At 64.5% G+C, this 21,907-nt stretch carries 23 protein-coding genes; 9 read left to right on the top strand and 14 right to left on the bottom strand.

The window, feature by feature from the left end:
* Position 1: 1 nt before the first annotated feature.
* The 3 genes from P6U31_RS13870 to grxD are packed head-to-tail and all read right to left on the bottom strand — an operon-like array spanning position 2 to position 2,213.
* The gene (locus P6U31_RS13870) at positions 2 to 1,288 is read right to left on the bottom strand and encodes a serine hydrolase domain-containing protein (protein WP_407188998.1); all 1,287 of its coding nucleotides are present in this window, start codon (positions 1,286 to 1,288) and stop codon (positions 2 to 4) included.
* Positions 1,289 to 1,331: 43 nt separating this feature from the next.
* Positions 1,332 to 1,886: an O-acetyl-ADP-ribose deacetylase gene (locus P6U31_RS13865; protein WP_407188997.1), complete on the bottom strand. Its 555-nt coding sequence runs from the start codon at positions 1,884 to 1,886 to the stop codon at positions 1,332 to 1,334.
* Between the two features lie 3 nt (positions 1,887 to 1,889).
* A complete protein-coding gene (gene grxD, locus P6U31_RS13860) occupies positions 1,890 to 2,213 on the bottom strand; it encodes a Grx4 family monothiol glutaredoxin (protein WP_407188996.1) in 324 nt (107 codons plus the stop codon).
* A 238-nt stretch (positions 2,214 to 2,451) separates the two neighbouring features.
* On the opposite strand from grxD, the gene egtB reads away from it, so the two are divergent.
* Complete coding sequence (gene egtB, locus P6U31_RS13855) at positions 2,452 to 3,747, top strand: ergothioneine biosynthesis protein EgtB (protein WP_407188995.1); 1,296 nt, start codon at positions 2,452 to 2,454, stop codon at positions 3,745 to 3,747.
* A 48-nt stretch (positions 3,748 to 3,795) separates the two neighbouring features.
* Positions 3,796 to 4,767: an L-histidine N(alpha)-methyltransferase gene (gene egtD, locus P6U31_RS13850; protein ID WP_407188994.1), complete on the top strand. Its 972-nt coding sequence runs from the start codon at positions 3,796 to 3,798 to the stop codon at positions 4,765 to 4,767.
* A gap of 169 nt (positions 4,768 to 4,936) precedes the next feature.
* On the opposite strand, the gene P6U31_RS13845 is transcribed toward egtD, so the two are convergent.
* Positions 4,937 to 6,130 carry a low temperature requirement protein A gene (locus P6U31_RS13845; RefSeq protein WP_407188993.1) on the bottom strand — a complete coding sequence of 398 codons (1,194 nt, stop codon included), beginning with the start codon at positions 6,128 to 6,130 and terminating at the stop codon, positions 4,937 to 4,939.
* Between the two features lie 25 nt (positions 6,131 to 6,155).
* Complete coding sequence (locus P6U31_RS13840) at positions 6,156 to 6,392, bottom strand: BolA family protein (RefSeq protein WP_011088461.1); 237 nt, start codon at positions 6,390 to 6,392, stop codon at positions 6,156 to 6,158.
* Between the two features lie 177 nt (positions 6,393 to 6,569).
* Between P6U31_RS13840 and P6U31_RS13835 the strand changes: the two genes are divergently transcribed.
* Entirely contained in the window at positions 6,570 to 6,929 is a 360-nt protein-coding gene (locus P6U31_RS13835) for a DUF427 domain-containing protein (RefSeq protein ID WP_407188992.1), read from the top strand.
* Positions 6,930 to 7,053: 124 nt separating this feature from the next.
* Here the strand turns inward: P6U31_RS13835 and P6U31_RS13830 are convergent, their stop codons facing one another.
* Positions 7,054 to 7,227, bottom strand: coding sequence for a DUF1328 domain-containing protein (locus tag P6U31_RS13830; protein ID WP_092228199.1), 174 nt, complete (start codon positions 7,225 to 7,227; stop codon positions 7,054 to 7,056).
* A gap of 181 nt (positions 7,228 to 7,408) precedes the next feature.
* On the opposite strand from P6U31_RS13830, the gene P6U31_RS13825 reads away from it, so the two are divergent.
* Positions 7,409 to 8,596: an acyltransferase family protein gene (locus tag P6U31_RS13825; RefSeq protein ID WP_407188991.1), complete on the top strand. Its 1,188-nt coding sequence runs from the start codon at positions 7,409 to 7,411 to the stop codon at positions 8,594 to 8,596.
* 90 nt (positions 8,597 to 8,686) lie between these two features.
* On the opposite strand, the gene purL is transcribed toward P6U31_RS13825, so the two are convergent.
* Complete coding sequence (gene purL, locus P6U31_RS13820; protein WP_407188990.1) at positions 8,687 to 10,897, bottom strand: phosphoribosylformylglycinamidine synthase subunit PurL; 2,211 nt, start codon at positions 10,895 to 10,897, stop codon at positions 8,687 to 8,689.
* A 183-nt stretch (positions 10,898 to 11,080) separates the two neighbouring features.
* Between purL and P6U31_RS13815 the strand changes: the two genes are divergently transcribed.
* Complete coding sequence (locus P6U31_RS13815; protein WP_407189845.1) at positions 11,081 to 11,560, top strand: PaaI family thioesterase; 480 nt, start codon at positions 11,081 to 11,083, stop codon at positions 11,558 to 11,560.
* A 76-nt stretch (positions 11,561 to 11,636) separates the two neighbouring features.
* On the top strand, positions 11,637 to 12,602 hold the full coding sequence (locus tag P6U31_RS13810) for a DMT family transporter (protein WP_407188989.1): 966 nt from the start codon (positions 11,637 to 11,639) through the stop codon (positions 12,600 to 12,602).
* Positions 12,603 to 12,605: 3 nt separating this feature from the next.
* Here the strand turns inward: P6U31_RS13810 and P6U31_RS13805 are convergent, their stop codons facing one another.
* Entirely contained in the window at positions 12,606 to 13,592 is a 987-nt protein-coding gene (locus P6U31_RS13805; RefSeq protein WP_407188988.1) for a tripartite tricarboxylate transporter substrate binding protein BugD, read from the bottom strand.
* A complete protein-coding gene (gene purQ, locus P6U31_RS13800; protein WP_407188987.1) occupies positions 13,589 to 14,290 on the bottom strand; it encodes a phosphoribosylformylglycinamidine synthase subunit PurQ in 702 nt (233 codons plus the stop codon). The genes P6U31_RS13805 and purQ overlap by 4 nt, the downstream gene beginning before the upstream one ends.
* Before the next feature lie 162 nt (positions 14,291 to 14,452).
* Here purQ and P6U31_RS13795 point away from each other — a divergent pair, with 162 nt between their 5' ends.
* On the top strand, positions 14,453 to 15,469 hold the full coding sequence (locus P6U31_RS13795) for a magnesium and cobalt transport protein CorA (protein WP_407188986.1): 1,017 nt from the start codon (positions 14,453 to 14,455) through the stop codon (positions 15,467 to 15,469).
* Between the two features lie 266 nt (positions 15,470 to 15,735).
* On the opposite strand, the gene purS is transcribed toward P6U31_RS13795, so the two are convergent.
* On the bottom strand, positions 15,736 to 15,975 hold the full coding sequence (gene purS / locus P6U31_RS13790) for a phosphoribosylformylglycinamidine synthase subunit PurS (RefSeq protein ID WP_014494125.1): 240 nt from the start codon (positions 15,973 to 15,975) through the stop codon (positions 15,736 to 15,738).
* 13 nt (positions 15,976 to 15,988) lie between these two features.
* Positions 15,989 to 16,756, bottom strand: a complete 768-nt coding sequence (gene purC / locus P6U31_RS13785; protein ID WP_172782948.1) for a phosphoribosylaminoimidazolesuccinocarboxamide synthase — start codon at positions 16,754 to 16,756, stop codon at positions 15,989 to 15,991.
* 323 nt (positions 16,757 to 17,079) lie between these two features.
* On the opposite strand from purC, the gene P6U31_RS13780 reads away from it, so the two are divergent.
* Complete coding sequence (locus P6U31_RS13780) at positions 17,080 to 17,403, top strand: DUF1476 domain-containing protein (RefSeq protein WP_407188985.1); 324 nt, start codon at positions 17,080 to 17,082, stop codon at positions 17,401 to 17,403.
* Between the two features lie 256 nt (positions 17,404 to 17,659).
* Positions 17,660 to 19,090: an adenylosuccinate lyase gene (gene purB / locus P6U31_RS13775; protein WP_407188984.1), complete on the top strand. Its 1,431-nt coding sequence runs from the start codon at positions 17,660 to 17,662 to the stop codon at positions 19,088 to 19,090.
* Positions 19,091 to 19,634: 544 nt separating this feature from the next.
* On the opposite strand, the gene cynS is transcribed toward purB, so the two are convergent.
* Genes cynS through ntrB form a run of 3 tightly spaced genes read right to left on the bottom strand, consistent with a single transcriptional unit; the run spans position 19,635 to position 21,906 of the window.
* Entirely contained in the window at positions 19,635 to 20,123 is a 489-nt protein-coding gene (cynS, locus tag P6U31_RS13770; protein ID WP_407188983.1) for a cyanase, read from the bottom strand.
* A 14-nt stretch (positions 20,124 to 20,137) separates the two neighbouring features.
* Complete coding sequence (locus tag P6U31_RS13765; RefSeq protein ID WP_407188982.1) at positions 20,138 to 21,061, bottom strand: ABC transporter ATP-binding protein; 924 nt, start codon at positions 21,059 to 21,061, stop codon at positions 20,138 to 20,140.
* 5 nt (positions 21,062 to 21,066) lie between these two features.
* The gene (gene ntrB / locus P6U31_RS13760) at positions 21,067 to 21,906 is read right to left on the bottom strand and encodes a nitrate ABC transporter permease (RefSeq protein ID WP_407188981.1); all 840 of its coding nucleotides are present in this window, start codon (positions 21,904 to 21,906) and stop codon (positions 21,067 to 21,069) included.
* Position 21,907 lies beyond the last annotated feature (1 nt).

Below are 21,907 nucleotides of genomic sequence, written 5' to 3'. Positions count from 1 at the left end.
GTCAGTTCTCCATGGCTTCATAGACCAGCAGCTTCAACGTCCGCTGCACGCGCTGGCGCTCGCTCGGGGTCTGCTCCAGCAGCACGAAGAACATGTCCTGCTTGGGGTCGATCACGAAGTAGCAGCCGGAGGCGCCGTCCCATTTCAATTCGCCGAGATTGCCGGGCGGCGGCGGCTTTGCATTCCCGGGATCGGTGCGGACCGCGAGCCCGAGGCCGAAGCCGAAACCATCGCCCGGGAAGTAGAAATAGTCGCGATCGACACCGGAGCCCGGGCCGACCTGATCGGTCGCCATCAGCTTGAACGTCGCAGGCTTGAGGATGGTCTTGCCGTCGAGACTGCCGCCGTTGAGCAGCATTTGCGAAAAGCGCCTGTAGTCCGCCATGGTCGTGACCATGCCGCCGCTGGCAAACATGATCTTCTTGACGACGGTCGGATCGTTGATGCGGCCGACGCGGAAATCGCTGTCGTTCGGTACCGGCTGGGCCAACAGCTTCTGCTTTTCGGGATCGGTGACGAAGAAGCCGGTGTCGACCATGCCGAGCGGATCGAGCAGCTTCTCGCGCATGATGTCGATCAGCGGCTTGCCGGCTGCCACCTCCATCACCCGCGCCAGGATGTCGGTGGAATGGCCGTATTGCCAAAGCGCGCCCGGCTGGTTGTGCAGCGGCAGTTTGGCGATGCGCTCGGCGAACTCGGCGAGATCGAAATCGCCGGCATAGATATTGGCCTCGCGATACGCCTTGCGCACCAGGCTGTCGCCATAGAAGCCATAGGTGACGCCCGAGGTATGCGTCATCAGATCGTGCACCGTGACCGGCCGGTTGGGCGGCACCAGTTCGAGCGACTTGGTGCCATCCTCGGCCTTCTTCTCGACGCCGACCTTCACATTGGCGAAGGACGGGATGTATTTCGAGACGGGATCATCGAGCTTGATCTTGCCGTCCTCGATCAACTGCATCGCTACCACCGAGGTGATCGCCTTGGACATCGAGAACAGGCGGAAGATCGTCTTGTCGGTGATCGGTGCCTTGCTGACGACGTCCTGCACGCCGAACGCTTCGTGGTAGACCGGCTTGCCATGCTGCTGGATCAAGACGGTTGCGCCGGCGATCTTGCCGGTCGCGACCTCGTTCTTGAAGAAATCGCTGATCCTCGCAAGCTTGTCCTGATTGAAATGGGCGCCGGCCGGTATCTCGTAGGTGCCCTCCGCTCGCGCCATCGACATCGCGCCAAGCGACAGCAGCGTGCCGCAAACCAGTGCACGCAGTCCAGATTGTGAAATCATATCCCCTCCCCGGAACATGGTCCGGTGGAGTGTACCGGCCGGCTCAATCGGCACAAGGGCCGGCGTGCCGCGCAAGTGCCGCGGCATGGAGCCTGGCGCTCGGCTCGGCGAAGCAGCAGAACACGACGCGGGTCAAGGACGGCGCCTCGGCGAGCCCTTCGATGGTCGTGCGCACGGCGATGTCGGCCGCCCGGTCGGCGGGAAAGCGGAAAACGCCGGTGGAAATCGCAGGGAATGCCATCGAGGTCAGCCTGTGCGTCCCGCACAGCTCGATCGAACGGCGATAGCAGGAGGCGAGCAGGTCATCTTCGCCGCTTGTGCCGCCATTCCAGACCGGTCCGACGGTGTGAATCACATGGGCGGCCCTGAGGCGATAGCCCGCAGTGATCTTGGCATCCCCGGTCTTGCAGCCGCGAAGCGTGCGGCATTCGGCGACCAGATCGGGACCGGCTGCCCGATGGATGGCCCCATCCACGCCGCCCCCGCCAAGGAGCGACGTGTTGGCCGCGTTGACGACGGCGTCAACGCCGAGCGTGGTGATGTCGGCGACGATGACCTCGAGCTCCGCGCCGCCAATCCGGCGCGTCAGCACGGTCACGTATCAGGCCGCGACGACGCCCTTCTCCGAGAAGAGCTGCTGCAATTCGCCGGCCTGGAACATCTCGCGGACGATATCGCAGCCGCCGATGAACTCGCCCTTCACATAGAGCTGCGGGATCGTCGGCCAGTTCGAGTATTCCTTGATGCCATTGCGCAGCTCGGCGGATTCGAGGACGTTGAGGCCCTTATAGCCGACGCCGACATGGTCGAGGATCTGGACGACCTGACCGGAGAAACCGCACTGCGGAAATTGCGGCGTACCCTTCATGAACAGAACCACGTCGTTCGACTTCACTTCGTTGTCGATGAATTCCGCGATGCTCATATCCGTGTCCTTCTGGGGCAGAGCCCTCAACAATATCCTCGGGCCGGCTCAGCCGATTTAACCCGATACCTGCCTATATATGTAGCCCAAACCGTTGTGCATCCAAAGTAAAATGGCGGCGACGGCTCCCCGGCGGCCGGTTTGACCCCGGCCGGTCCATAGGCTGATGACATCAATATCATCGCCGGAGAGGACTTTCATACCGTAACGGAGCCCCTATCTAGGACGAACCCTGTTTATGGAACCGGGTCACGCCAACAACGTTCTCTTGTCCTGTCTGGAGAAAAACGTGACGAAACAAGCCTCCGCCACGGCGACCGCCCCGCTTTCGTCACCCTCCGCTCAGGGCAGACTCGCCCAGAGGCTGGCAGACGCGTTTATTGCCGTCCGGAACGAGACCGAACGCCGGGCCGCGCCGCTCTCGCCGGAGGACCAGCAGATCCAGTCCATGCCGGATGCGAGCCCGACAAAATGGCACCGCGCCCATACCACCTGGTTCTGGGAGCAGTTTCTGCTCGGCGAGCATGCCGCCGGCTACCGGCCCTTCCATCCCGATTTCGCGTTCCTGTTCAATTCCTATTACGTCAGCGCCGGTCCGCGGCATGCCCGCAATCATCGCGGCGACATCACCCGTCCGAGCGCCGCCGAGGTCGGGGCCTACCGCAGATATGTCGATGCCGCCGTCGTCAAGTTCTTCCGCGAGGCCGATGCGGACAAGCTCCACGAGATCGCGCCGCTCGTCGAGGTCGGGCTCAACCACGAGCAGCAGCATCAGGAATTGATGTTCACCGACATCCTGCACGCCTTTGCGCAGAACCCGGTGTATCCGGCGTATGACCCGGACTGGCGCTTTCCGTCCGCGACGCGCACCGGCGAGGATTGGCTGGCACTGAACGAAGGCATTCACACCGTCGGCCATGTCGATGACAGCTTTCATTTCGACAACGAGAAGCCGGCGCATCGCGCCCTGGTCGGTCCGGTCAAGGTCGCGCGCAATCTCGTCACCAATGCCGATTGGCTCGCCTTCATGCGCGACGGCGGCTACCGAACCGCTACGTTGTGGCTGATGGACGGCTTTGCCGCCGCCAGCAAGGAAGACTGGCAGGCCCCCGGCCATTGGCGCGAGGTCGACGGCGAATGGCAGGTGATGACGCTCGCCGGCCTCCGGCGGGTCGATCCCGACGCGCCGGTCTGCCACGTCAGCTATTACGAAGCCGACGCCTTCGCGCGCTGGGCCGGCAAGCATCTGCCGACCGAGATGGAATGGGAGGTCGCGGCGCGCACCGGCCAGCTCAACGATGCCTTCGGCATCGTCTGGCAATGGACCCGCAGCTCGTACGCGCCCTATCCCGGCTATCGCGCCGTCGAGGGCGCGCTCGGCGAGTACAACGGCAAGTTCATGGTCAACCAGCTGGTGCTGCGAGGGTCCTCGCTTGCAACGCCGGCGGACCACAGCCGTATCACCTATCGTAACTTCTTCTATCCGCACCACCGCTGGCAGTTCACCGGACTGCGGCTTGCCGACTACGACTAAAAATTCCGACGACAGATGCGCGCCGGACAGCGCGTTCAGGAGAGTATCATGAATGTGCACGCCAGCGCTTTGGCTGAAGCCCATCTTCCCGACGAGCAGACCACCGCGTTCGCCCGCGAGGCGATCGAGGACCTCTCGCAACAGCCGAAAAAGCTGTCGCCGAAATATTTCTATGACGCGACCGGGTCGGAGCTGTTCGAGGCGATCACGAAGCTGCCGGAATATTATCCGACGCGCACCGAGCTATCGATCCTGAAGGAACGCGGCAGCGAGATCGCCAAGATCATCCCGGAGCACGCTGCGCTGGTCGAGTTCGGCGCCGGCGCGACCACAAAGGTCCGGCTGTTGCTCAATCACTGCAGGTTCGCGGCCTATGTGCCGGTCGATATCTCCGGCGACTTCCTGAAGGCACAGGCCAATGGCCTCAAGCGGGATTTCCCCTCGCTCGGCATCTATCCGGTCGCGGCCGACTTCACCACGCCATTTGAGCTGCCCAAGGCGGTCGCCTCCATGCCCAAGGTCGGCTTCTTCCCCGGCTCGACCATCGGCAATTTCGAGCCGCATGAAGCTCAGGCGTTCCTGACGAGCGCGCGCCAGATCCTGGGCCGCGGTGCGCAGATGATCATCGGCGCCGACCTCGAGAAGGACGAGCGCGTGCTCTATGACGCCTACAACGATGCCGCGGGCGTCACCGCGCGCTTCAACCTCAATGTGCTGGTGCGGATCAATCGCGAGCTCGGCGGCAATTTCGACCTCTCCGCCTTCACCCATCGCGCGATCTACAATCGCGAGCGGCATCGCATCGAGATGCACCTGATCAGCAAGAAGAGCCAGACCGTGCGCCTGCTCGGTACCAGCTTCTCGTTCCGTCCGGGCGAGAGCATCCACACCGAGAACAGCTACAAATACAGCATCGAGCGTTTTGCCGCGCTAGCGCAGGGCGCCGGCTGGCGGGTGCGCGAGAGCTGGACGGATGCGGCGAAGATGTTCTCGGTGCATGCGCTTGAGGTTGCGGAGTAAGCGCGCTCAAGCATCCTTCGAGACGCCCGCCTTCGGCGGGCTGCTCAGGTGAGGACGGAGTGCGCGGCAGCATTATCACGGAGCACCACGGCCAGTTAGCCCCATCCTGGGGAGACCGCTGCAAGCGGTCGTCTCGAAGGACGAGGCGCTTGCTCGGTCCGCTCCGAATTCAATGCTCCCCGGCCTCTTCGCCCTTCGACCCGAGCGAGACCGACTCCCAAACCGCCACCACGATCATGATCACACTGGTTGCCACCGACAGCCAGAGCGGCGACAGCTCGGCGGCGAACCACCACAGCACCAGAAGCAGGATGATGCCGATGCCGTGGGAGAGCTGAAGGAAGCCGCGGACCGACTGCTTGAACAGGATGGCGCCGACGAGAAACAACAGCGGGCCGCCGATCGTGCTCAGAACCGTCCTGACATCGGAATGGCCGGTCGGATGCTTCAGCACCAGCTCGTCCGACACCGCAGTCAGGATGATGCCGGCGACGATGGGCAGATGCAGATAGGTGTAGGCGAGCCGCGCAAGGCGGCCGGATTCGGAGGATTTCGAGATCCACTCGGACCCGGCTTCCGCGCCCTTGTGGAAATAGACCCACCACATCGCGATGCTGCCGACCAGCGCCGAGACGAAGGCGAGGATATTGGCCGCGGTCCACTCCAGTTCGGCAAAGGTCGCGCCGTTGACGACGACGGCCTCGCCGAGCGCAATGATGACGAAGAGGGAGCAGCGCTCGGCCATGTGGCCGCCTTCGACGGCCCAGGCCTCGACGGAGGAGAAGCCGAGCTTGGGGACCCAGAAGCGGGCCGCCGGCGAGATGTATTCGATCGCGAGCGCCGCGATCCAGAACCACAGCCGCGCCTCGTCATGGGCGAGGCCGCCGAGGATCCAGAAGATCGCGGAGACAGAGAGCCAGACCAGGATGCGGATCGCGTTGTGCCGCACTAGAGTCCGGTGCGCCGGCGTTGCGAACAGCCAGAACGCCGTGCGCCCCACCTGCATGGCCGCGTAGGCGATGGCGAACCACAGTCCACGCCCTTCGAACGCCGTCGGAATCGTGGTCGACAGCACGAGGCCGCCCAGCATCATCGAGAACAGCAGGAGGCGGACCGGCGTCAGATCGGGATTGAGCCAGTTGGTGACCCAGGCGGTGTAGACCCACACCCACCACACCGCGAGAAACAGCACCGCCACATGCACCGCGCCGAGCGGCGTGAAATGGTGCAGCAGCGTGTGCGAGACCTGCGTGACGGCAAAGACGAAGACGAGGTCGAAGAACAGCTCGGCATTGGTGACGCGGCTGTGCTGGTTCGGCGCGATGACGCGGAACATCGCGCCGCGCGGATTGTCCGCAGCCATCCTCGCCCCCGTCGCGCTGGTCAGATCAGGTCCCAGGTACCCCGGTTTGCAGCGCCAGCGCGTGCAGCACGCCGCCCATCTGGCCGCGCAGGGACTGGTAGACGATCTGGTGCTGCTGGACGCGGGACTTGCCGCGGAAGGATTCCGAGATCACGGTCGCGGCATAGTGATCGCCGTCGCCGGCGAGGTCACGGATGGTCACCTCGGCATCGGGGATCGCCGCCTTGATCATCGCCTCGATATCGTGGGCGTCCATGGGCATTCGGGTCTAGCTCCTGTCTCATCGTCGAATCGGTGCCGGGTCCCCTCGCCGGCAGGACCAAACTTAGCGTGAACGGCCTTCTAGGTCACGCTTTCCGGTACTATATCCGTCGTCCCATCAGGATAAAGGCACGACAAAGTGCCGCGCGCGGCAGACTGATCGAAAAGGCGTGACATCATGAAGCTTCCAGGGCCTGACCACCCCATCACCATCACCCCAAACCCCCGCCGCGTCCGTGTGACGGCAGGCGACGTCGTGATCGCCGAGACCGCCAAGGCACTGACGCTGAAGGAGGCAAAATATCCGGCGGTGCAATATGTGCCGCGGGAGGACACCAACATGGCCCTGCTGGAGCGGACCGACCGCGTCACCCACTGCCCCTACAAGGGCGACGCGAGCTATTACAGCATCAAGGCCGACGGCAAGACGCTGGACAACGCGATCTGGACCTACGAAACGCCCTTCCCTGCGATGACCGAGATTTCCGGCCATCTGGCTTTCTACCCGGACAAGGTGAAGATCGAGGAAGTGGGGTAGCAGCTTCCTTCCGTCATGGCCGGGTTTATCCCGGCCATCCACGTTCTTGGTTGCCGCGGGTAAGAAGGCGTGGATGCCCGGGACAAGCCCGGGCATGACGACCGAGGATGTGGGAGCAACCCGGCTACGCCCTGAAGATCGTGAGCCCCAATATCAGCAGCACCAGGAAGATCACGACAAACACGTAAAACAGGAAGCGCGCGACATCGGCGGAGGCGGCCGAGATGCCGGTGAAGCCGAGCACGCCGGCCACGATTGAGATCAGCAGGAAGATCAGCGCCCATTTCAGGATCGTCATCGCCAGCTCCGAATTAGTGCCGCTCGCCGTGCGGCCCTCACGCTCATTTCGCAAACGCTAACTTCGCGGCGCGGAACTGGTTCCTCGATCCCTTCGGCCTGAAAGACCTGTTCAAACGAGACTTGCTGAATCCGGTTCCCGGCGGCACAGTCACGGCGGGGAGCAGGAGCGCGGGGCGGCCATGACCACGATTTCACATTCAGCGACGATCGGCGCGGAGGCGCACGCCGCGCCGAAGAGCAAGGCACGCAATCTTTCGCTCGATCGCGCCCGTACTTTCCTGACGCTCGTGGTGCTGCTGCATCATGCGGTGATTCCCTACACCCATTTCGGCCACACCGACCCGACCTCCTTTGTCGGCTTCGACATGATCGTGCTCGCCACCGATAGCTTCTTCATGGCGATGTTCTTCTTCCTGTCGGGCCTGTTCACCTGGCCCGGCATTGCGCGCAAGGCACCGTCGGTCTTCCTGCGCGACCGCCTGCTGCGGCTCGGGCTGCCGTTCGCGATCGCGGCCTTCACCGTCATCCCGCTCGCCTATTACGCCCTCGCGCTCCGGGCCGAGCCCGAGCTGACTTTCGCGGCATTCTGGTGGAAGACGGTGACATCAGGCCCGTGGCCGAGCGGCCCGATCTGGTTCGTGTGGCTGCTGCTGGCGTTCGACCTCACCGCGAGCCTGCTCTACCGCGTCTCGGCGCATCTGGTCGATCCCGGCAATCGGATGTCGCTGCGCGGATTTGAGCAGCCTGCCGTATTCTGGCTGATGCTCGTCGCGGTGAGCGTTATCGCGTATCTGCCGGCGCTGGTCTATTTCGGCACCAACAGATGGTTCGAGTTCGGGCCATTCTCGGTGCAGGCGAGCCGCATCCTGCTCTACTTCGCCTATTTCTTCATCGGTGCCAGCGTCGGTGCGGCCAACTTCGATCGCGGCATCCTCAGCGCCGAGGGCCAGCTGCCGAAAAGCCGCTGGGAATGGGCGACGATCACGCTGATCCCCTACGGCCTGATGTGGTGCATGATCTACATCAAGCGGGAGATCCTCGGTAATCCCGAGCATTTGCCGCACTGGTATCACGTGTTCTACGGCACGTTCTTCGTGCTGTTCTCGGCCTCGATCCTGCTGGCGATCCTCGCCTTCTTCCTGCATGACAAATCGCCGGCGCCGAACCTGCTCGACCGCATGCAGGCGGACGCCTACGGCATCTTCCTGGTGCACTATCCGATCGCGCTGTGGATCCAGTACGCGCTGTTCACCTACGAGCTGCCGGCGATCGTGAAGGCGGCGATCGGCTTCGTGCTCACGGTGATCCTGAGCTGGGGCCTGACAGCTTGCTTGCGGAGGATACCGGGGGCCTCACACGTGTTGTGAGCCACACTCTCTGAACGCGTCATTGCGAGCCAACGGGTCCGCGCGAAGCGCGGCCCGATGGCTCGCAATGACTGAGTACGTGGCACCGCCTTACGCCGCCTTCCCGCCCATATAGTCCGGCAGCCAGCGCTCGAACGAGGTGCGCAACACGTCGATCGACACAGGCGCCTCGCCTGCGATCGCGATCGCATCGCCGCCGGTGGTCCCGATCCGCACGCAGGGCACCTCGCAGCCGCGCATCTTGGCGAGCACGCGGCCGGCTTCGGTTTCCGGCACGGTGACGAGATAGCGCGCCTGGTCCTCGCCGAACCAATAAGCGTGCGGCACCAGTGCGGGCGGCGCGGCCAGCAGCTTGGCGCCGATGCCGCTCGCGATCGCCATCTCGGCGAGCGCGATCAGGAGGCCGCCGTCGGAGAGGTCGTGCACGGCGGTAGCGGTGCCCGCATGGATCATGCCGCGCACGCAATCGCCGTTGCGCTTCTCGGCGGCGAGATCGACCGGCGGCGGTGCGCCCTCCTCGCGACCGCAGATGTCGCGCAGATAGACGGACTGGCCGAGCCAGCCGTGGGTCTCGCCGACCAGCAGGATCGCCTCGCCCTCGGCCTTGAAGGCGAGCGAAGCCGACTTGGTGAAATCGTCGAGCAGGCCGACGCCGCCGATCGAGGGCGTCGGCAGGATCGCGCGGCCATTGGTCTCGTTGTAGAGCGAGACGTTGCCGGACACGACCGGGAAGTCCAGCGTGCGGCAGGCTTCCGAGATGCCCTTCAGGCAGCCGACGAACTGGCCCATGATCTCGGGCCGCTCGGGGTTGCCGAAGTTCAGATTGTCGGTGATCGCGAGCGGCTTGCCGCCGACCGCGGTGATGTTGCGCCAAGCCTCGGCGACGGCCTGCTTGCCGCCCTCGAACGGATCGGCCTCGCAATAGCGCGGCGTGACGTCGACGGTCAGCGCCAGTCCCTTCGGCCCGTCCTCGACGCGCACGACGGCGGCATCGCCGCCGGGCCGCTGCATGGTGTTGCCGAGAATGACGTGGTCATACTGCTCCCAGACCCAGCGCTTCGAGCACATGTCGGGCGTGCCGATCAGCTTCTCCAGCGCCGCGCCGAGGCCCATCGGCGCCGGCACCTCGCGCGCGTGCACGACCGGCAGCGCAGCGGACGGGACATGCGGGCGATCGTAGACCGGCGCCTCGTCGCCGAGCTCCTTGATCGGCAGATCGGCCATGACGTCGCCGCCATGCTTGACCACGAAACGCTTGCTCGGCGTGGTGTAGCCGACGACGGCGAAGTCGAGGCCCCACTTCCTGAAGATCGCCTCGGCCTCCTTCTCCTTCTCGGGCTTGAGCACCATGAGCATGCGCTCCTGGCTCTCCGAGAGCATCATCTCGTAGGCGCTCATGCCGGTCTCGCGGGTCGGCACCGCGTCGAGATCGAGGTCGACGCCGAGGTCGCCCTTGGCGCCCATCTCGACGGCCGAGCAGGTCAGGCCCGCCGCGCCCATGTCCTGGATCGCGATGACGCAGCCCTTCTCCATGATCTCGAGACAGGCTTCCAGCAGCAGCTTTTCGGCGAAGGGATCGCCGACCTGCACGGTCGGACGCTTCTCCTCGGACTTGTCGTCGAACTCGGCCGAGGCCATCGAGGCGCCGTGGATGCCGTCGCGCCCCGTCTTGGAGCCGAGATAGACGATCGGCATGTTCACGCCGGAGGCGGCCGCATAGAAGATCTTGTCGGCATCGGCGAGGCCCACCGCCATCGCGTTGACGAGGATGTTGCCGTCGTAGCGGGTGTGGAAGCGCACCTGGCCGCCCACCGTCGGCACGCCGAAGGAATTGCCGTAGCCGCCGACGCCTGCAACCACGCCAGAGACGAGGTGCCGCGTCTTGGCATGCTCGGGCGCACCGAAGCTCAGCGCGTTCAGGCAGGCGATCGGACGCGCGCCCATGGTGAAGACGTCGCGCAGGATGCCGCCGACGCCGGTGGTCGCGCCCTGATAGGGCTCGATGTAGCTCGGATGGTTGTGGCTCTCCATCTTGAAGACCACGGCCTGGCCGTCGCCGATGTCGATCACGCCGGCATTCTCGCCAGGGCCCTGGATTACCCAAGGCGCCTTGGTCGGCAGACCGCGCAGATGGATGCGCGAGGACTTGTACGAGCAATGCTCGTTCCACATCGCCGAGAAGATGCCGAGCTCGGTGAAAGTCGGCTCCCGCCCGATCAGCTTCAGGATGCGCTCATACTCGTCGGGCTTGAGCCCGTGGGCGGCAACCAGTTCGGGGGTGATCTTGGGTTCGTTCTTCATGGATTCGGGGCTTTCGGCGGCGTTTTGCCGTTCTTAGGAAGATCGGAGGGCCGGGAAAAGCCCTTTGTGGCGCATTTTCCCGCTGTCCCACGTTTTGCGGCAGGGGGCTGCGGGAACAGGAATTGCACGGCGCTGACGGATCGGATTTAAGGGCTAAAGACCCGCAATTGAAGGCCCATGTCCTTGCACGAATTGACCAAAGCGCCACTGCCCCGCCGCCCCGACCTCCACATCGCCACCGAGGGCGAATTTGTCGGCTGGCGGACCTGGATTCGCGACAGTTTTGAGTCCCATGTCGGTCCCTTCTGGCACCGGATCGAGGCGGATGGCAGCGTCCGCAGCGCCTTCCGGGTCGAGAAAAAGCATCTCAACGGCTCCGGGAACGTCCACGGCGGCTGCTATATGGCCTTCGCCGACTACTCCCTGTTCGCGATCGCCACCCACGTCCTGGACAGCCGGGCGGTGACGACCAATTTTGCCTGCGAATTCCTCGACGCGGCACGGGAGGGCGAGCTGATCGAATGCAGCGGCGAGGTCACCCGCGCCGGCGGTTCGCTGATCTTCCTGCGCGGCAAGATGACGTCCGGCGAGCGGCTGCTGCTCACCTTTTCCGGCACGATCAAGCGGATGAAGCAGAAGTCGCTCCCCCAGCCAAACGCATAGCTCGGCACCTTCCCTTTTCGCGCTCCCTCGCCCACAGTCCGGGCGAAGCGCTTGTGCGCCGGGGAGCAGGAACAAGGTGCCGCAGAGCACATCGTCGAGGGGTCGCACAGTGGCCTCCGCAGCATCACCGTTGCCGTCCATGCCCGCCACCGGCGCGCGCAACTGGCGCGATTATGCACTGCTGCTCGCGCTCGCCTGCTGCTGGAGCTCGACCTATCCGCTGGCCAAGCTCGCGCTTCCCACCATCCCGCCCATCACCTTCATCTCGGCGCGCTCGCTGATCGCGGCCGCGTTCCTGTTCGCGATCCTGTGGATGCGCGGCATCAGGGTTCCGACCGATGCCAGGGCCTGGAAGCTGTTCGCGGCCCAGCAGCTGATCAACTCGACCTTCCCGTTTCTGATCATCACTTGGTCGCAGCAATATGTACCGGCATCGAACACGGTGGTGCTGGCCTCGACGACGCCGATCTTCGCCTTCCTGATCACCTCGCTGGTCACACGGCACGAGCCCGCGACGCTGCTCAAGCTGGCCGGTGCGATCCTCGGCCTTGCCGGCACCATCGCCATTGTCGGCCTCGACGCGCTGCGCGGGCTCGGTAGCGAGATCGTGGCGGAGATCGCGATCCTGCTCGCCACTATCTCCTTTGCTTGCGCCACGATCTTCGGCCTGCGGCTGTCCGAATACGATCCGATGGTGGTGGCGGCCGGCTCACTGCTGTTCGGCGGCCTGGTGCTGCTGCCGCCCGCGCTGCTCATCGACCAACCCTGGACGCTGCACCCGACACCAACGGCGATCGTTGCCACCATTGTCATGGGCATCGTGTCGAGCGCGTTAGGCCTGATGCTGTTCTACGTCTGCCTCGGCCGGCTCGGCACGCTGACCACGAACGCCCAAGGTTATTTGCGCATCCCGATCGGCGTCGGCCTCTCTGTGCTGCTGCTCGGCGAGAGCGTGCCGTCGAACCTGGCGCTGGGGCTGCTGCTGGTCATGGCCGGCGTTGCGGCTATGACGGTGCCGGCGGAGAAGCTGAAGCTGCGCTGACCTTTACTTGGCGTCGTCCGCCAGCATCTTCCGGTACTTCTCGACGTCGCGCGTCACGAGCTGCTGCAGCAGCTCCGGCGCGTGCTCGTTGACATCGGGCGCGACGGTCGAAAGATCGGCAAAGCGCTTCTTCACCGCTTCGGTCTCGACGGCCGTGCGCGCGGCGGCGTTCAGCTTGGCGATCACGGCCGGCGGCGTGCCCTTGGGCGCGAACAGGCCGTTCCAGCCCTGGGCCTCGAACTCCGGCAGCCCCGCTTCCGCCGAGGTCGGCAGATCCGGCAGCGTGGCGAGCCGAACGGTCGAGCCGACCACGAGGCCCTTCACCAGCTTCTCGTTGATCGACTGCGAGACCGAGGCGGCCGCATCGCAGACGCCGTCGATCTGGCTGCCGACCGCGTCGGTCAGCGCGGGCGCCGCGCCGCGATAGCCGACCAGCGTCGCGTCGATCCCGGCGGCGGTGACGAAGCTCTTGCAGATCAGATAGTTCGAGGAGCCGACGCCGGCATGGCCGAGATTGATCTTGCCGGGATTGGCCTTGGCATAGGCGATGAACTCCTTGAGGTCCTTCGCCGGAAAATCCTTGCGTAGCGCGACGATGCCGAACGTCTTCGCCACCATGGCGATCGGCACGAACGAATCCGGGGTGAACGGCAGTTTTGGATAGATCGTGTAGGTCGCGGCATTGGTGCCGGCATTGCCGATCGCGATGGTGTAGCCGTCGGGCTCGGCGCGGGAGGCGCGCGCCAGCGCGGTCGAGCCGCCGGCACCGGCGACGTTCTCGATCACGATGGTCTGGCCGAGCGCGATGCCCATCTGCTCGGCCACCGCGCGTGCGATCACGTCCGAGGTGCCGCCGGCCGCGAACGGCACGATCATGGTGATCGGACGTTTGGGGAAATCCTGCGCGAATGCGCCGGTTGCGAGCGAAAATGACGCAAGCGACAGCGCTGCAATCGCGGCAACAGACCGCCTTAGCCCGAACGAGATCACGCGGCGTTTTCCAGGTGCTGGACGAGGCCGGCGAACAGGCCGCGGCCGTCGGTGCAGCCCATGATGTCTTCGACGTGGTTCTCCGGATGCGGCATCATGCCGAGCACGTTGCCCTTGTCGTTGACGATGCCGGCGATCGAATGCGCCGCGCCGTTGATGTTGTTGAAATCATCGACTTCGCCGGCTGCGGAGCAGTAGCGATAGAGCACCCGCCCCTCGCCTTCGAGCCGTTTGATGGTCTCCTCATCCGCCTCGTAATTGCCCTCGCCATGGGCGACCGGCACGCGGATCACCTGGCCGGCATTGTAGCCGCGGGTGAACGGCGTGTCGGAACGCTCGACGCGCAGATGCACGTCGCGGCAGATGAATTTCAGCCGCGCATTGCGCATCAATACGCCCGGCAAGAGGCCGGATTCGCAGAGGATCTGGAAACCGTTGCAGACGCCGAGCACGAGGCCGCCCTTGGCCGCGTAGTCGCGCACCGCATCCATCACCGGCGCACGCGCTGCGATGGCGCCACAGCGCAAATAGTCGCCGTAGGAGAAGCCGCCCGGCACCACCACGAGATCGGTCCCCGCAGGCAGCGAGGTCTCGGCGTGCCACACCATCGCGGGCTCGCTGCCGGAGATCAGCCTCAGCGCCCGCGCCATGTCGCGCTCGCGGTTGATTCCGGGAAAGACGAGGATGGCGGCTTTCATGGCAGAGGTTCCGATGATGGCAGGAATCGGGCTGGCCAAAGGGCCAATTCGCCAGGAGAGATAGCCATTTGACGGGGATTTTACCAGTGCTAGCCTTGCCGGGCGGCCTTGTACACAGGCCATAGCCACGGCACGTTGCCGATCTTGCCCGGGATTGAAGCCATGAACGTCCCGTCGCTGCCCACATCCCCCTCCGAGCCGGTATACGCCGAGGGCGTCGTCGCGGCCGGTGCCTATGTCGACGGCCGGCGTGTCGCCAACATCGCCATCAGCGAGGCCTCGAGCTGGCGGGCCAAGCCCGGCCACGTGGTCTGGATCGGCCTGCACGAGCCGGACATGGCGCTGCTCGGCGCGGTGCAGAAGCAGTTCGACCTGCACGACCTCGCGATCGAGGACGCCAACCACGCCCATCAGCGGCCCAAGATCGAGCAATATGGCGAGGCCCTGTTCATCGTAGCGCGCACCGCGCAATTGATCGAGGGCCGGATCGCCTTCGGCGAGACGCACATCTTCGTCGGCGAAGGTTATCTCGTCTCCGTGCGCCACGGCGCCTCGACGTCCTACAAGCCGGTGCGCGAGCGCTGCGAGAGCTGCCCGCGGGCGCTCGCCCGCGGCGAAGACTACATCCTCTACGCCATCCTCGATTTCATCGTCGACAATTACTCGCCCGTGCTCGAGAGCATTCACGAGGAGGTCGAGGGCATCGAGGACGACGTGCTCTCGAAACCGATCAGCAAGGCGCAGATCGAACGGCTCTACATGCTGCGCCGCGACCTGTTGCGGCTCCGGACCGCGATCGGCCCGCTGGTGGAGGTCTGCCGCCGGCTCGAACATGACGAGCTGTCGATGGTGCGGCAGGCCATGCAGCCGCTGTTCCGCGACGTCACCGACCACGTCCGGAACATCCAGGAGCGCATCGATTCCATGCGCGAGGTGCTGGCCTTCGCCTTCGAGGCGAGCCTTCTGGTCGGCCAGGCGCAGGAGACGGCGGTGTCCAAGAAGCTCGCCTCGTGGCTGGCGATCATCGCCATCCCGACCGCGCTCGCCGGCATCTACGGCATGAACTTCAAGCACATGCCGGAGCTGGAATGGGAGTACGGCTACTTCATGCTGCTCGGCGTGATGCTGACGGCATGCGGCGCGCTGTATTGGCGCTTTCGGCGCGTCGGGTGGCTGTGAGCGAGTGCTCGGCAGACAATGGTGACCGCTACAGCGCGATGAGTTTTGGTTGAAACGATGTGGGCTCAGGCCGCGATCCACCTCTTCCGCAGGGAGAGGTGAATCACCGACAGCTCGCCGAACCTAATTTCATCGTGCTCTAGACCCTCATGGTGAGGAGGCGCGTAAGCGCCGCCTCGAACCATGCAGGCCGATCTCTGCCACCTCGGCCTTCATCCTTCGAGACGCGCGCGAAGTGCGCGCTCCTCAGGATGAGGAGCGACAGCTCAGACGATCTCCACCCGATAATTCTCGATCACGGTGTTCGCCAGCAGCTTGTCCGCGGCTTCTTTCAGCGCGGCTTCCGCCTTGGCCTTGTCGGCGCCGGCGAGCTCGATGTCGAACACCTTGCCCTGGCGGACGCTGGCGACGCCGTCGACGCCGAGCGACTTCAGCGCGCCTTCGATGGCCTTGCCCTGCGGATCGAGGATGCCCGTTTTCAGGGTAACGGTGACACGTGCCTTCACGTCAAAATCCTCTTCAGCTCTTCACCAGCACCGGGCCGGTGCCCTGGGGACGCTCGTTCTCCATGAGGATGCCGAGACGCTTTGCAACTTCCGTATAGGCTTCCAGCAGACCACCGAGATCCCTGCGGAAGCGATCCTTGTCGAGCTTCTCGTTCGACTTGATATCCCACAGGCGGCAGCTGTCCGGCGAGATCTCGTCGGCGACGATGATGCGCATCATCTCGTTCTCGAACAGGCGCCCGCACTCCATCTTGAAATCGACGAGGCGGATGCCGATGCCGAGGAAAAGACCGGTGAGGAAGTCGTTGACGCGGATGGCCAGCGCCATGATGTCGTCGATCTCCTGCGGCGTCGCCCAGCCGAAGGCGGTGATGTGCTCTTCCGACACCATGGGGTCGTTGAGCTGGTCGTTCTTGTAGTAGAATTCGATGATCGAACGGGGCAGCTGGGTGCCCTCCTCGATGCCGAGGCGCTGCGACAGCGAGCCCGCGGCGACGTTCCGCACCACCACTTCGAGCGGCACGATCTCGACCTCGCGAATCAACTGCTCGCGCATGTTGAGGCGGCGGATGAAATGGGTCGGCACCCCGATGTCGTTGAGGTGCTGAAACAGGTACTCCGAGATCCGGTTGTTGAGGACACCCTTGCCCTCGATCACCTGATGCTTTTTCGCATTGAACGCGGTGGCGTCGTCCTTGAAGTGCTGGATCAGGGTACCGGGCTCCGGGCCTTCATACAGAACCTTTGCCTTGCCTTCATAAATGCGACGCCGACGGCTCATGGGGATGTACCGTGTTTTGTTGAAATCCATGAAATTGGTGTGCTCCGGTTGATTAGGATTACGACCCACAGCGGAGCTGCCGTGAACGGCTGGGAACCCCATCTAGAACCCGAGGAAACAGAACGGGAACCAAGCCTTTAGGCAACCTATCCGATTGGCTGTCTCAGCACAATCGATCCGGCCGTCCGGCGCCAACTTATACCGTCTTGCCTGCGGCTTAACGGCCCGTTGTTTTGCCGATTCGTGCTATTTATGTAGGCATGCAGCCGGGTCGCCGCAACGGAAGGCTCCCGCGCCATTCAGCAGGAGATTTGGAACAAGGCATGAGCGAGATCAGCAAGCGCGAGGAAGGCTTTGAGAAGAAGTTCGCCCTCGACGAGGAGCAGAAATTCAAGGCGGAGGCCCGCCGCAACCGCCTGCTCGGGCTGTGGGCGGCCGAGAAGCTCGGCATCACCGGCGACGCCGCCACGGCCTATGCCAAGGAGGTGGTCGCGGCCGATTTCGAGGAGGCCGGCGATGCCGACGTCCTGCGCAAGCTGACGACCGATTTCGCCGCCAAGAACGTCGCCGTCACCGAGCAGGCGATCCGCGCCAAGATGAGCGAGCTGCTCGCGGTCGCGGCCGCCGAGGTGAAGGCCGGGAAATAATAGGTTCAGGCCCGACGCCGGCGCGCAACGACCTTGCGTGCCGGCGCTCTCTTCCGGCGGCTCCGGCTGGTCGGGACATCGCGCGCGGCGTAGTCGCGGCGGATGTTTTCCAGCAGGCACTGAGCTGCCGCGCTCAGGAATGCGGAAGAGCCGCGCCGGCTCGGTCCTGCCGGACATGTGGACGGATGTGCCAGGCCGATGCCCCGGGGCCGGCTCGCGACTTGCAGTCGGCCTCCGGCAATGCCAATTGAACGGCATGTCCCAGGATCAGATCTCAAACGTCCTCGCCGAACGCTATGCCTCCCCCGCCATGCGCGCCATCTGGAGCGGCGAAGGCAAGGTTCGCCTCGAACGCGACTACTGGATCGCCGTGCTGAAAGGTCAGCGCGATCTCGGCATTCCGGTACCGGATGGCGTGATCGAGGCTTACGAGCGGGTGAAGGACCAGGTCAACCTCGAGTCCATCATGCGCCGCGAGCGCATCACGCGCCACGACGTCAAGGCACGCATCGAGGAGTTCTGCGATCTGGCCGGTCACGAGCACCTGCACAAGGGCATGACCAGCCGCGACCTTACCGAGAACGTGGAGCAGCTCCAGGTCTACCGCGGCCTGCAGCTGATCGAGACCAAGAGCATCGCCGCGCTGATCCGTTTCGCGAAACACGCAAAGCAGTTGCGCGACATGCCGTTCACGGCGCGTACGCACAACGTGGCCGCGCAAGTCACGACGCTCGGCAAGCGCATCGCCATGTTCGGCGAAGAGATGCTGCTGGCGCATCAAAGCCTGGTCAATGTGCTGAACACCTATCCCGCACGCGGCCTGAAGGGCGCGGTCGGCACCCGGCTCGACCAGATCACCCTGTTCAACGGCGATGCCGACAAGGCCCGCGCGCTCGAACAGCGCATCCTGGTCCATCTCGGCCTGCCCAGGAGCTTCGATGCCGTCGGCCAGGTCTATCCGCGCAGCCTCGACTTCCGCGCCGTCAGCGTGCTCGTCGATCTCGCCAGCGGCCCGGGGAGCTTCGCCAAGACGTTACGCCTGATGGCGGGCCATGAGCTCGCCAGCGAAGGTTTTGCCAAGGGCCAGGTCGGCTCGTCCGCGATGCCGCACAAGATGAACAGCCGCTCCTGCGAGCGAATCAACGGGCTGCATGTCGTGCTGAAGGGCTATCTCGCGATGGCGGCGGGACTTGCCGGCGATCAGTGGAACGAGGGCGACGTTTCCTGCTCCGTGGTCCGCCGCGTGATGCTGCCCGACGCGTTCCTCGCCATGGATGGCCTGCTCGAGACCCTGCTCTCGGTGCTCGACCAGATGGAAATTTTCGACGCCGTCGTTGTGACCGAGCTCAACCGCTATCTGCCGTTCCTGCTGACCACCACGGTCATGATGGAAGCTGTGAAGAAAGGCGCCGGCCGTGAAGGCGCACATGAGGCGATCAAGGAACATGCGGTCGCCGCCATTCGCGACCTGCGCACCGGCAAGATCGTGCAGAACGACCTGTTGCAGCGGCTCGCTGCCGACCAGCGTCTCGCCATGAGCGAGGCCGAGCTCCAGCGCGTACTCGATCATGGCCGCGCCAATTCCGGCGATGCCGGCGCACAGGTCGATCACTTCGCCGAACAGGTGGAGGCGCTGGCCAAGGCCAAGCCCGATGCCGCAAGCTACGCGCCCGGCGCGATCCTGTAGCGAACAGTGAAAGCGAATAGCGAGCGGCACGAAGCCATTCGCTATTCACAAGTCCCACTCGCCCCCAGCGCTATCGCATATGGAGTGAACGATGCGGCGGCATCGGCACTGGGCTCCCTCTCCCGCTTGCGGGCAGGACTATCGCATATGCGTGCGGTTGCCTGTGGCGCATCCTTCGAGACGCCCGCCGTTGGCGGGCCCTCAGGATGAGGACGGAGTGCGCGGCAGCACTTTCAACGAACACCGATACAATTCAGCCTCATCCTGAGGAGGCCGCGAAGCGGGCGTCTCAAAGGAGAGGCGCTTGCTCGGGCCCCGCCACAAAGCCATATGCGATAGCCCTGCGCTTGCGGGGAAGGGCTGGGGTTGGGGGTGTGTCCGCGTCGGGGCTGTTAGGGACTGAGGAGAATGTCTCTGCGTGGCGAGAGCCCTCACCCGGCGCGCTTTGCGAGCGCGTCGGCCTCTCCCGCAAGCAGGCGAGGCCGAGCAAGCCCGCAGACAGTCCTCGTGAAGTCCATATGCGACGGTCCTGCACGCGCCCCGGTCAGTCTTCCTTGAAGCCGTATTCCGGCACGTTGCCGCTGGCGCCGTAATATTTGTACGGCAGGAACTTGCCGCTCATGGTGATCTTGACGCGGTCGCCCTTCGGATTGGCGACGCGCTCGATCCCCATGTCAAAGTCGATCGCCGACATGATGCCGTCGCCGAACTCCTCCTCGATCAGCGCCTTCCAGGCCGGACCGTTCACCATCACCATCTCGTAGAAGCGGTAGATCAGGGGATCGGTCGGCGGCATCGGCGTGCCGGTGCCGCGCATCGGCACCTCGTTGAGCATCGCGACTTCCGCCTTGGAGAGGCCGAACAGCTCACCGGCATTGGCCGCCTGCGGCTTCGTCAATTTCATCTGGCCGAGGATGGCGCCGACGATCAGCACCTCGGAATAGCCGCCGATCTTGTCGCAGATGTGCTTCCAGCTCCATCCCTTCTCGCGCTTGATGTCGAGCAGCTTCTCGGTGAGGTCTTCGCGTTTCATGTCAGGGTCTCCTGCTAGGCGGTGAGCCCGGGACTGGGCCCGGGGATCCAGGTCTGTCTTTGCTCCTCGCCGGTCGAGGCGATCGTCAGTCCAGGCTTGCCGATCTGAATGACCGGCACATTGCGCGGATCGTGGCCGGGTGTCTCGGCGACGAAGGTCTTGCTGCGCGTCACCAGGAAGTCGATGACGTGGTTGCGCAGCGCGTAATAAAGCGGATGGCGGTGCAGATCGGTGCGACCGCGATCCCGCGGCAGCGGATTCTCGACGACCTCGGCCAGCACCGCGCCCGGCCCGTTGGTCATCAGGAAGATCTTGTCGGCGAGATAGATCGCCTCGTCGACATCGTGGGTGATCATGAAGGCGGTCTGCCCGGTCTCCAGACAGATGCGCCGGACCTCGTCCTGCAGCGTGCCGCGCGTCAGCGCGTCCAGCGCCGAGAACGGCTCGTCCATCAGCATCATCTTCGGCGTGATCGACAGCGCGCGCGCAATGCCGACGCGCTGCTTCATGCCGCCCGACAGTTCCGACGGACGCTTGTGCTCGGAGCCGGTGAGCCCGACGAGATCGATGAATTTCTGCGCATGCGCCCTGACCTTGGCGCGGTCCCAGCTCCGCCATTTCGAGCTCACGGCATAGCTGACGTTGCCGAGCACGGTGCGCCAGGGCAACAGCGCATGGCTCTGGAAGATCACGGCGCGGTCGAGGCTGGTGCCCGAGATCGCCTGCCCGTCGACGATGACGGCGCCCTCGCTTGGCGCATCGAGGCCGGCGAGGATGTTGAGCACGGTGGTCTTGCCGCAGCCCGAATGGCCGATCACGCAACAGAACTCGCCGCGCGCCATCGAGAGCCAGAGGTTCTCGAAGATCGTCGTCGTAGCCCCGCCCGCGCCCGGATAACGTTTGGCGATACCTTCGATGGAGATGAACTTGTCGGCCACAGCCCCTACTCCGGAAAAGTGACCATGCGCGTGAAGCGAGCCAGGATCTGATCGAGCAGCATGCCGACGACACCGATCAAGAGGATCGCGATGATGACGTTGGTGATCGACAAATTATTCCACTCGTTCCAGACGAAGTAGCCGATGCCGGTGCCGCCGACGAGCATTTCGGCGGCGACGATGACGAGCCAGGCGATGCCGATCGAGATGCGCATGCCGGTCAGGATCGTCGGGGCCGCTGCGGGCAGGATCACCGTGAAGGCGCGCCTGACGGTGCCGACCTCCAGCGTTCGCGCAACGTTGATCCACTCCTTGCGCACGCTCGCCACCCCGAACACGGTGTTGAGCAGCATCGGCCAGATCGAGCAGATGAAGATGACGAAGATCGCCGAGACCGAGGAATCCTTGATGGTGTAGAGCGCGAGCGGCATCCAGGCCAGCGGCGAGATCGGTTTCAGGACCTGGATGAACGGATCGAGCGCCCTGCTCAGCAGCGGCGACATGCCGATCAGGAAGCCGAGCGGGATGGCGACCAGCACGGCGAGCAGATAGCCGGTGCCGACCCGCGCGATCGAATAAGCAAGCTGAATGCCGAGCCCCTTGTCGTTCGGCCCGTTGTCGTAGAACGGCCGCCTCAGGTGCTCCCAGAGCTTGGCGCCGACGTCGAGCGGGCCGGGCATCGCCGACTTGCCCTGCGTCGCGGTAAGCCCCATCAGCTTGGCGTATTCGGGGCTCATCGTCGTGGTGGCGGCGGTCGAGCGCGTCGCAAGATGCCAGATGCCGAGGAATGCGGCGAGCAGCGCGATCGAGACGAGGCCGGCGCGGAGGCGTAGGGAGGACGTCATC

This window comes from Bradyrhizobium centrosematis, from assembly GCF_045571495.1.
GTDB classification, from domain to species: Bacteria; Pseudomonadota; Alphaproteobacteria; order Rhizobiales; family Xanthobacteraceae; genus Bradyrhizobium; species Bradyrhizobium centrosematis.
The sequence above is the reverse complement of the archived record's forward strand: the minus strand, read 5'-3'. Positions and strand labels throughout refer to the sequence as shown.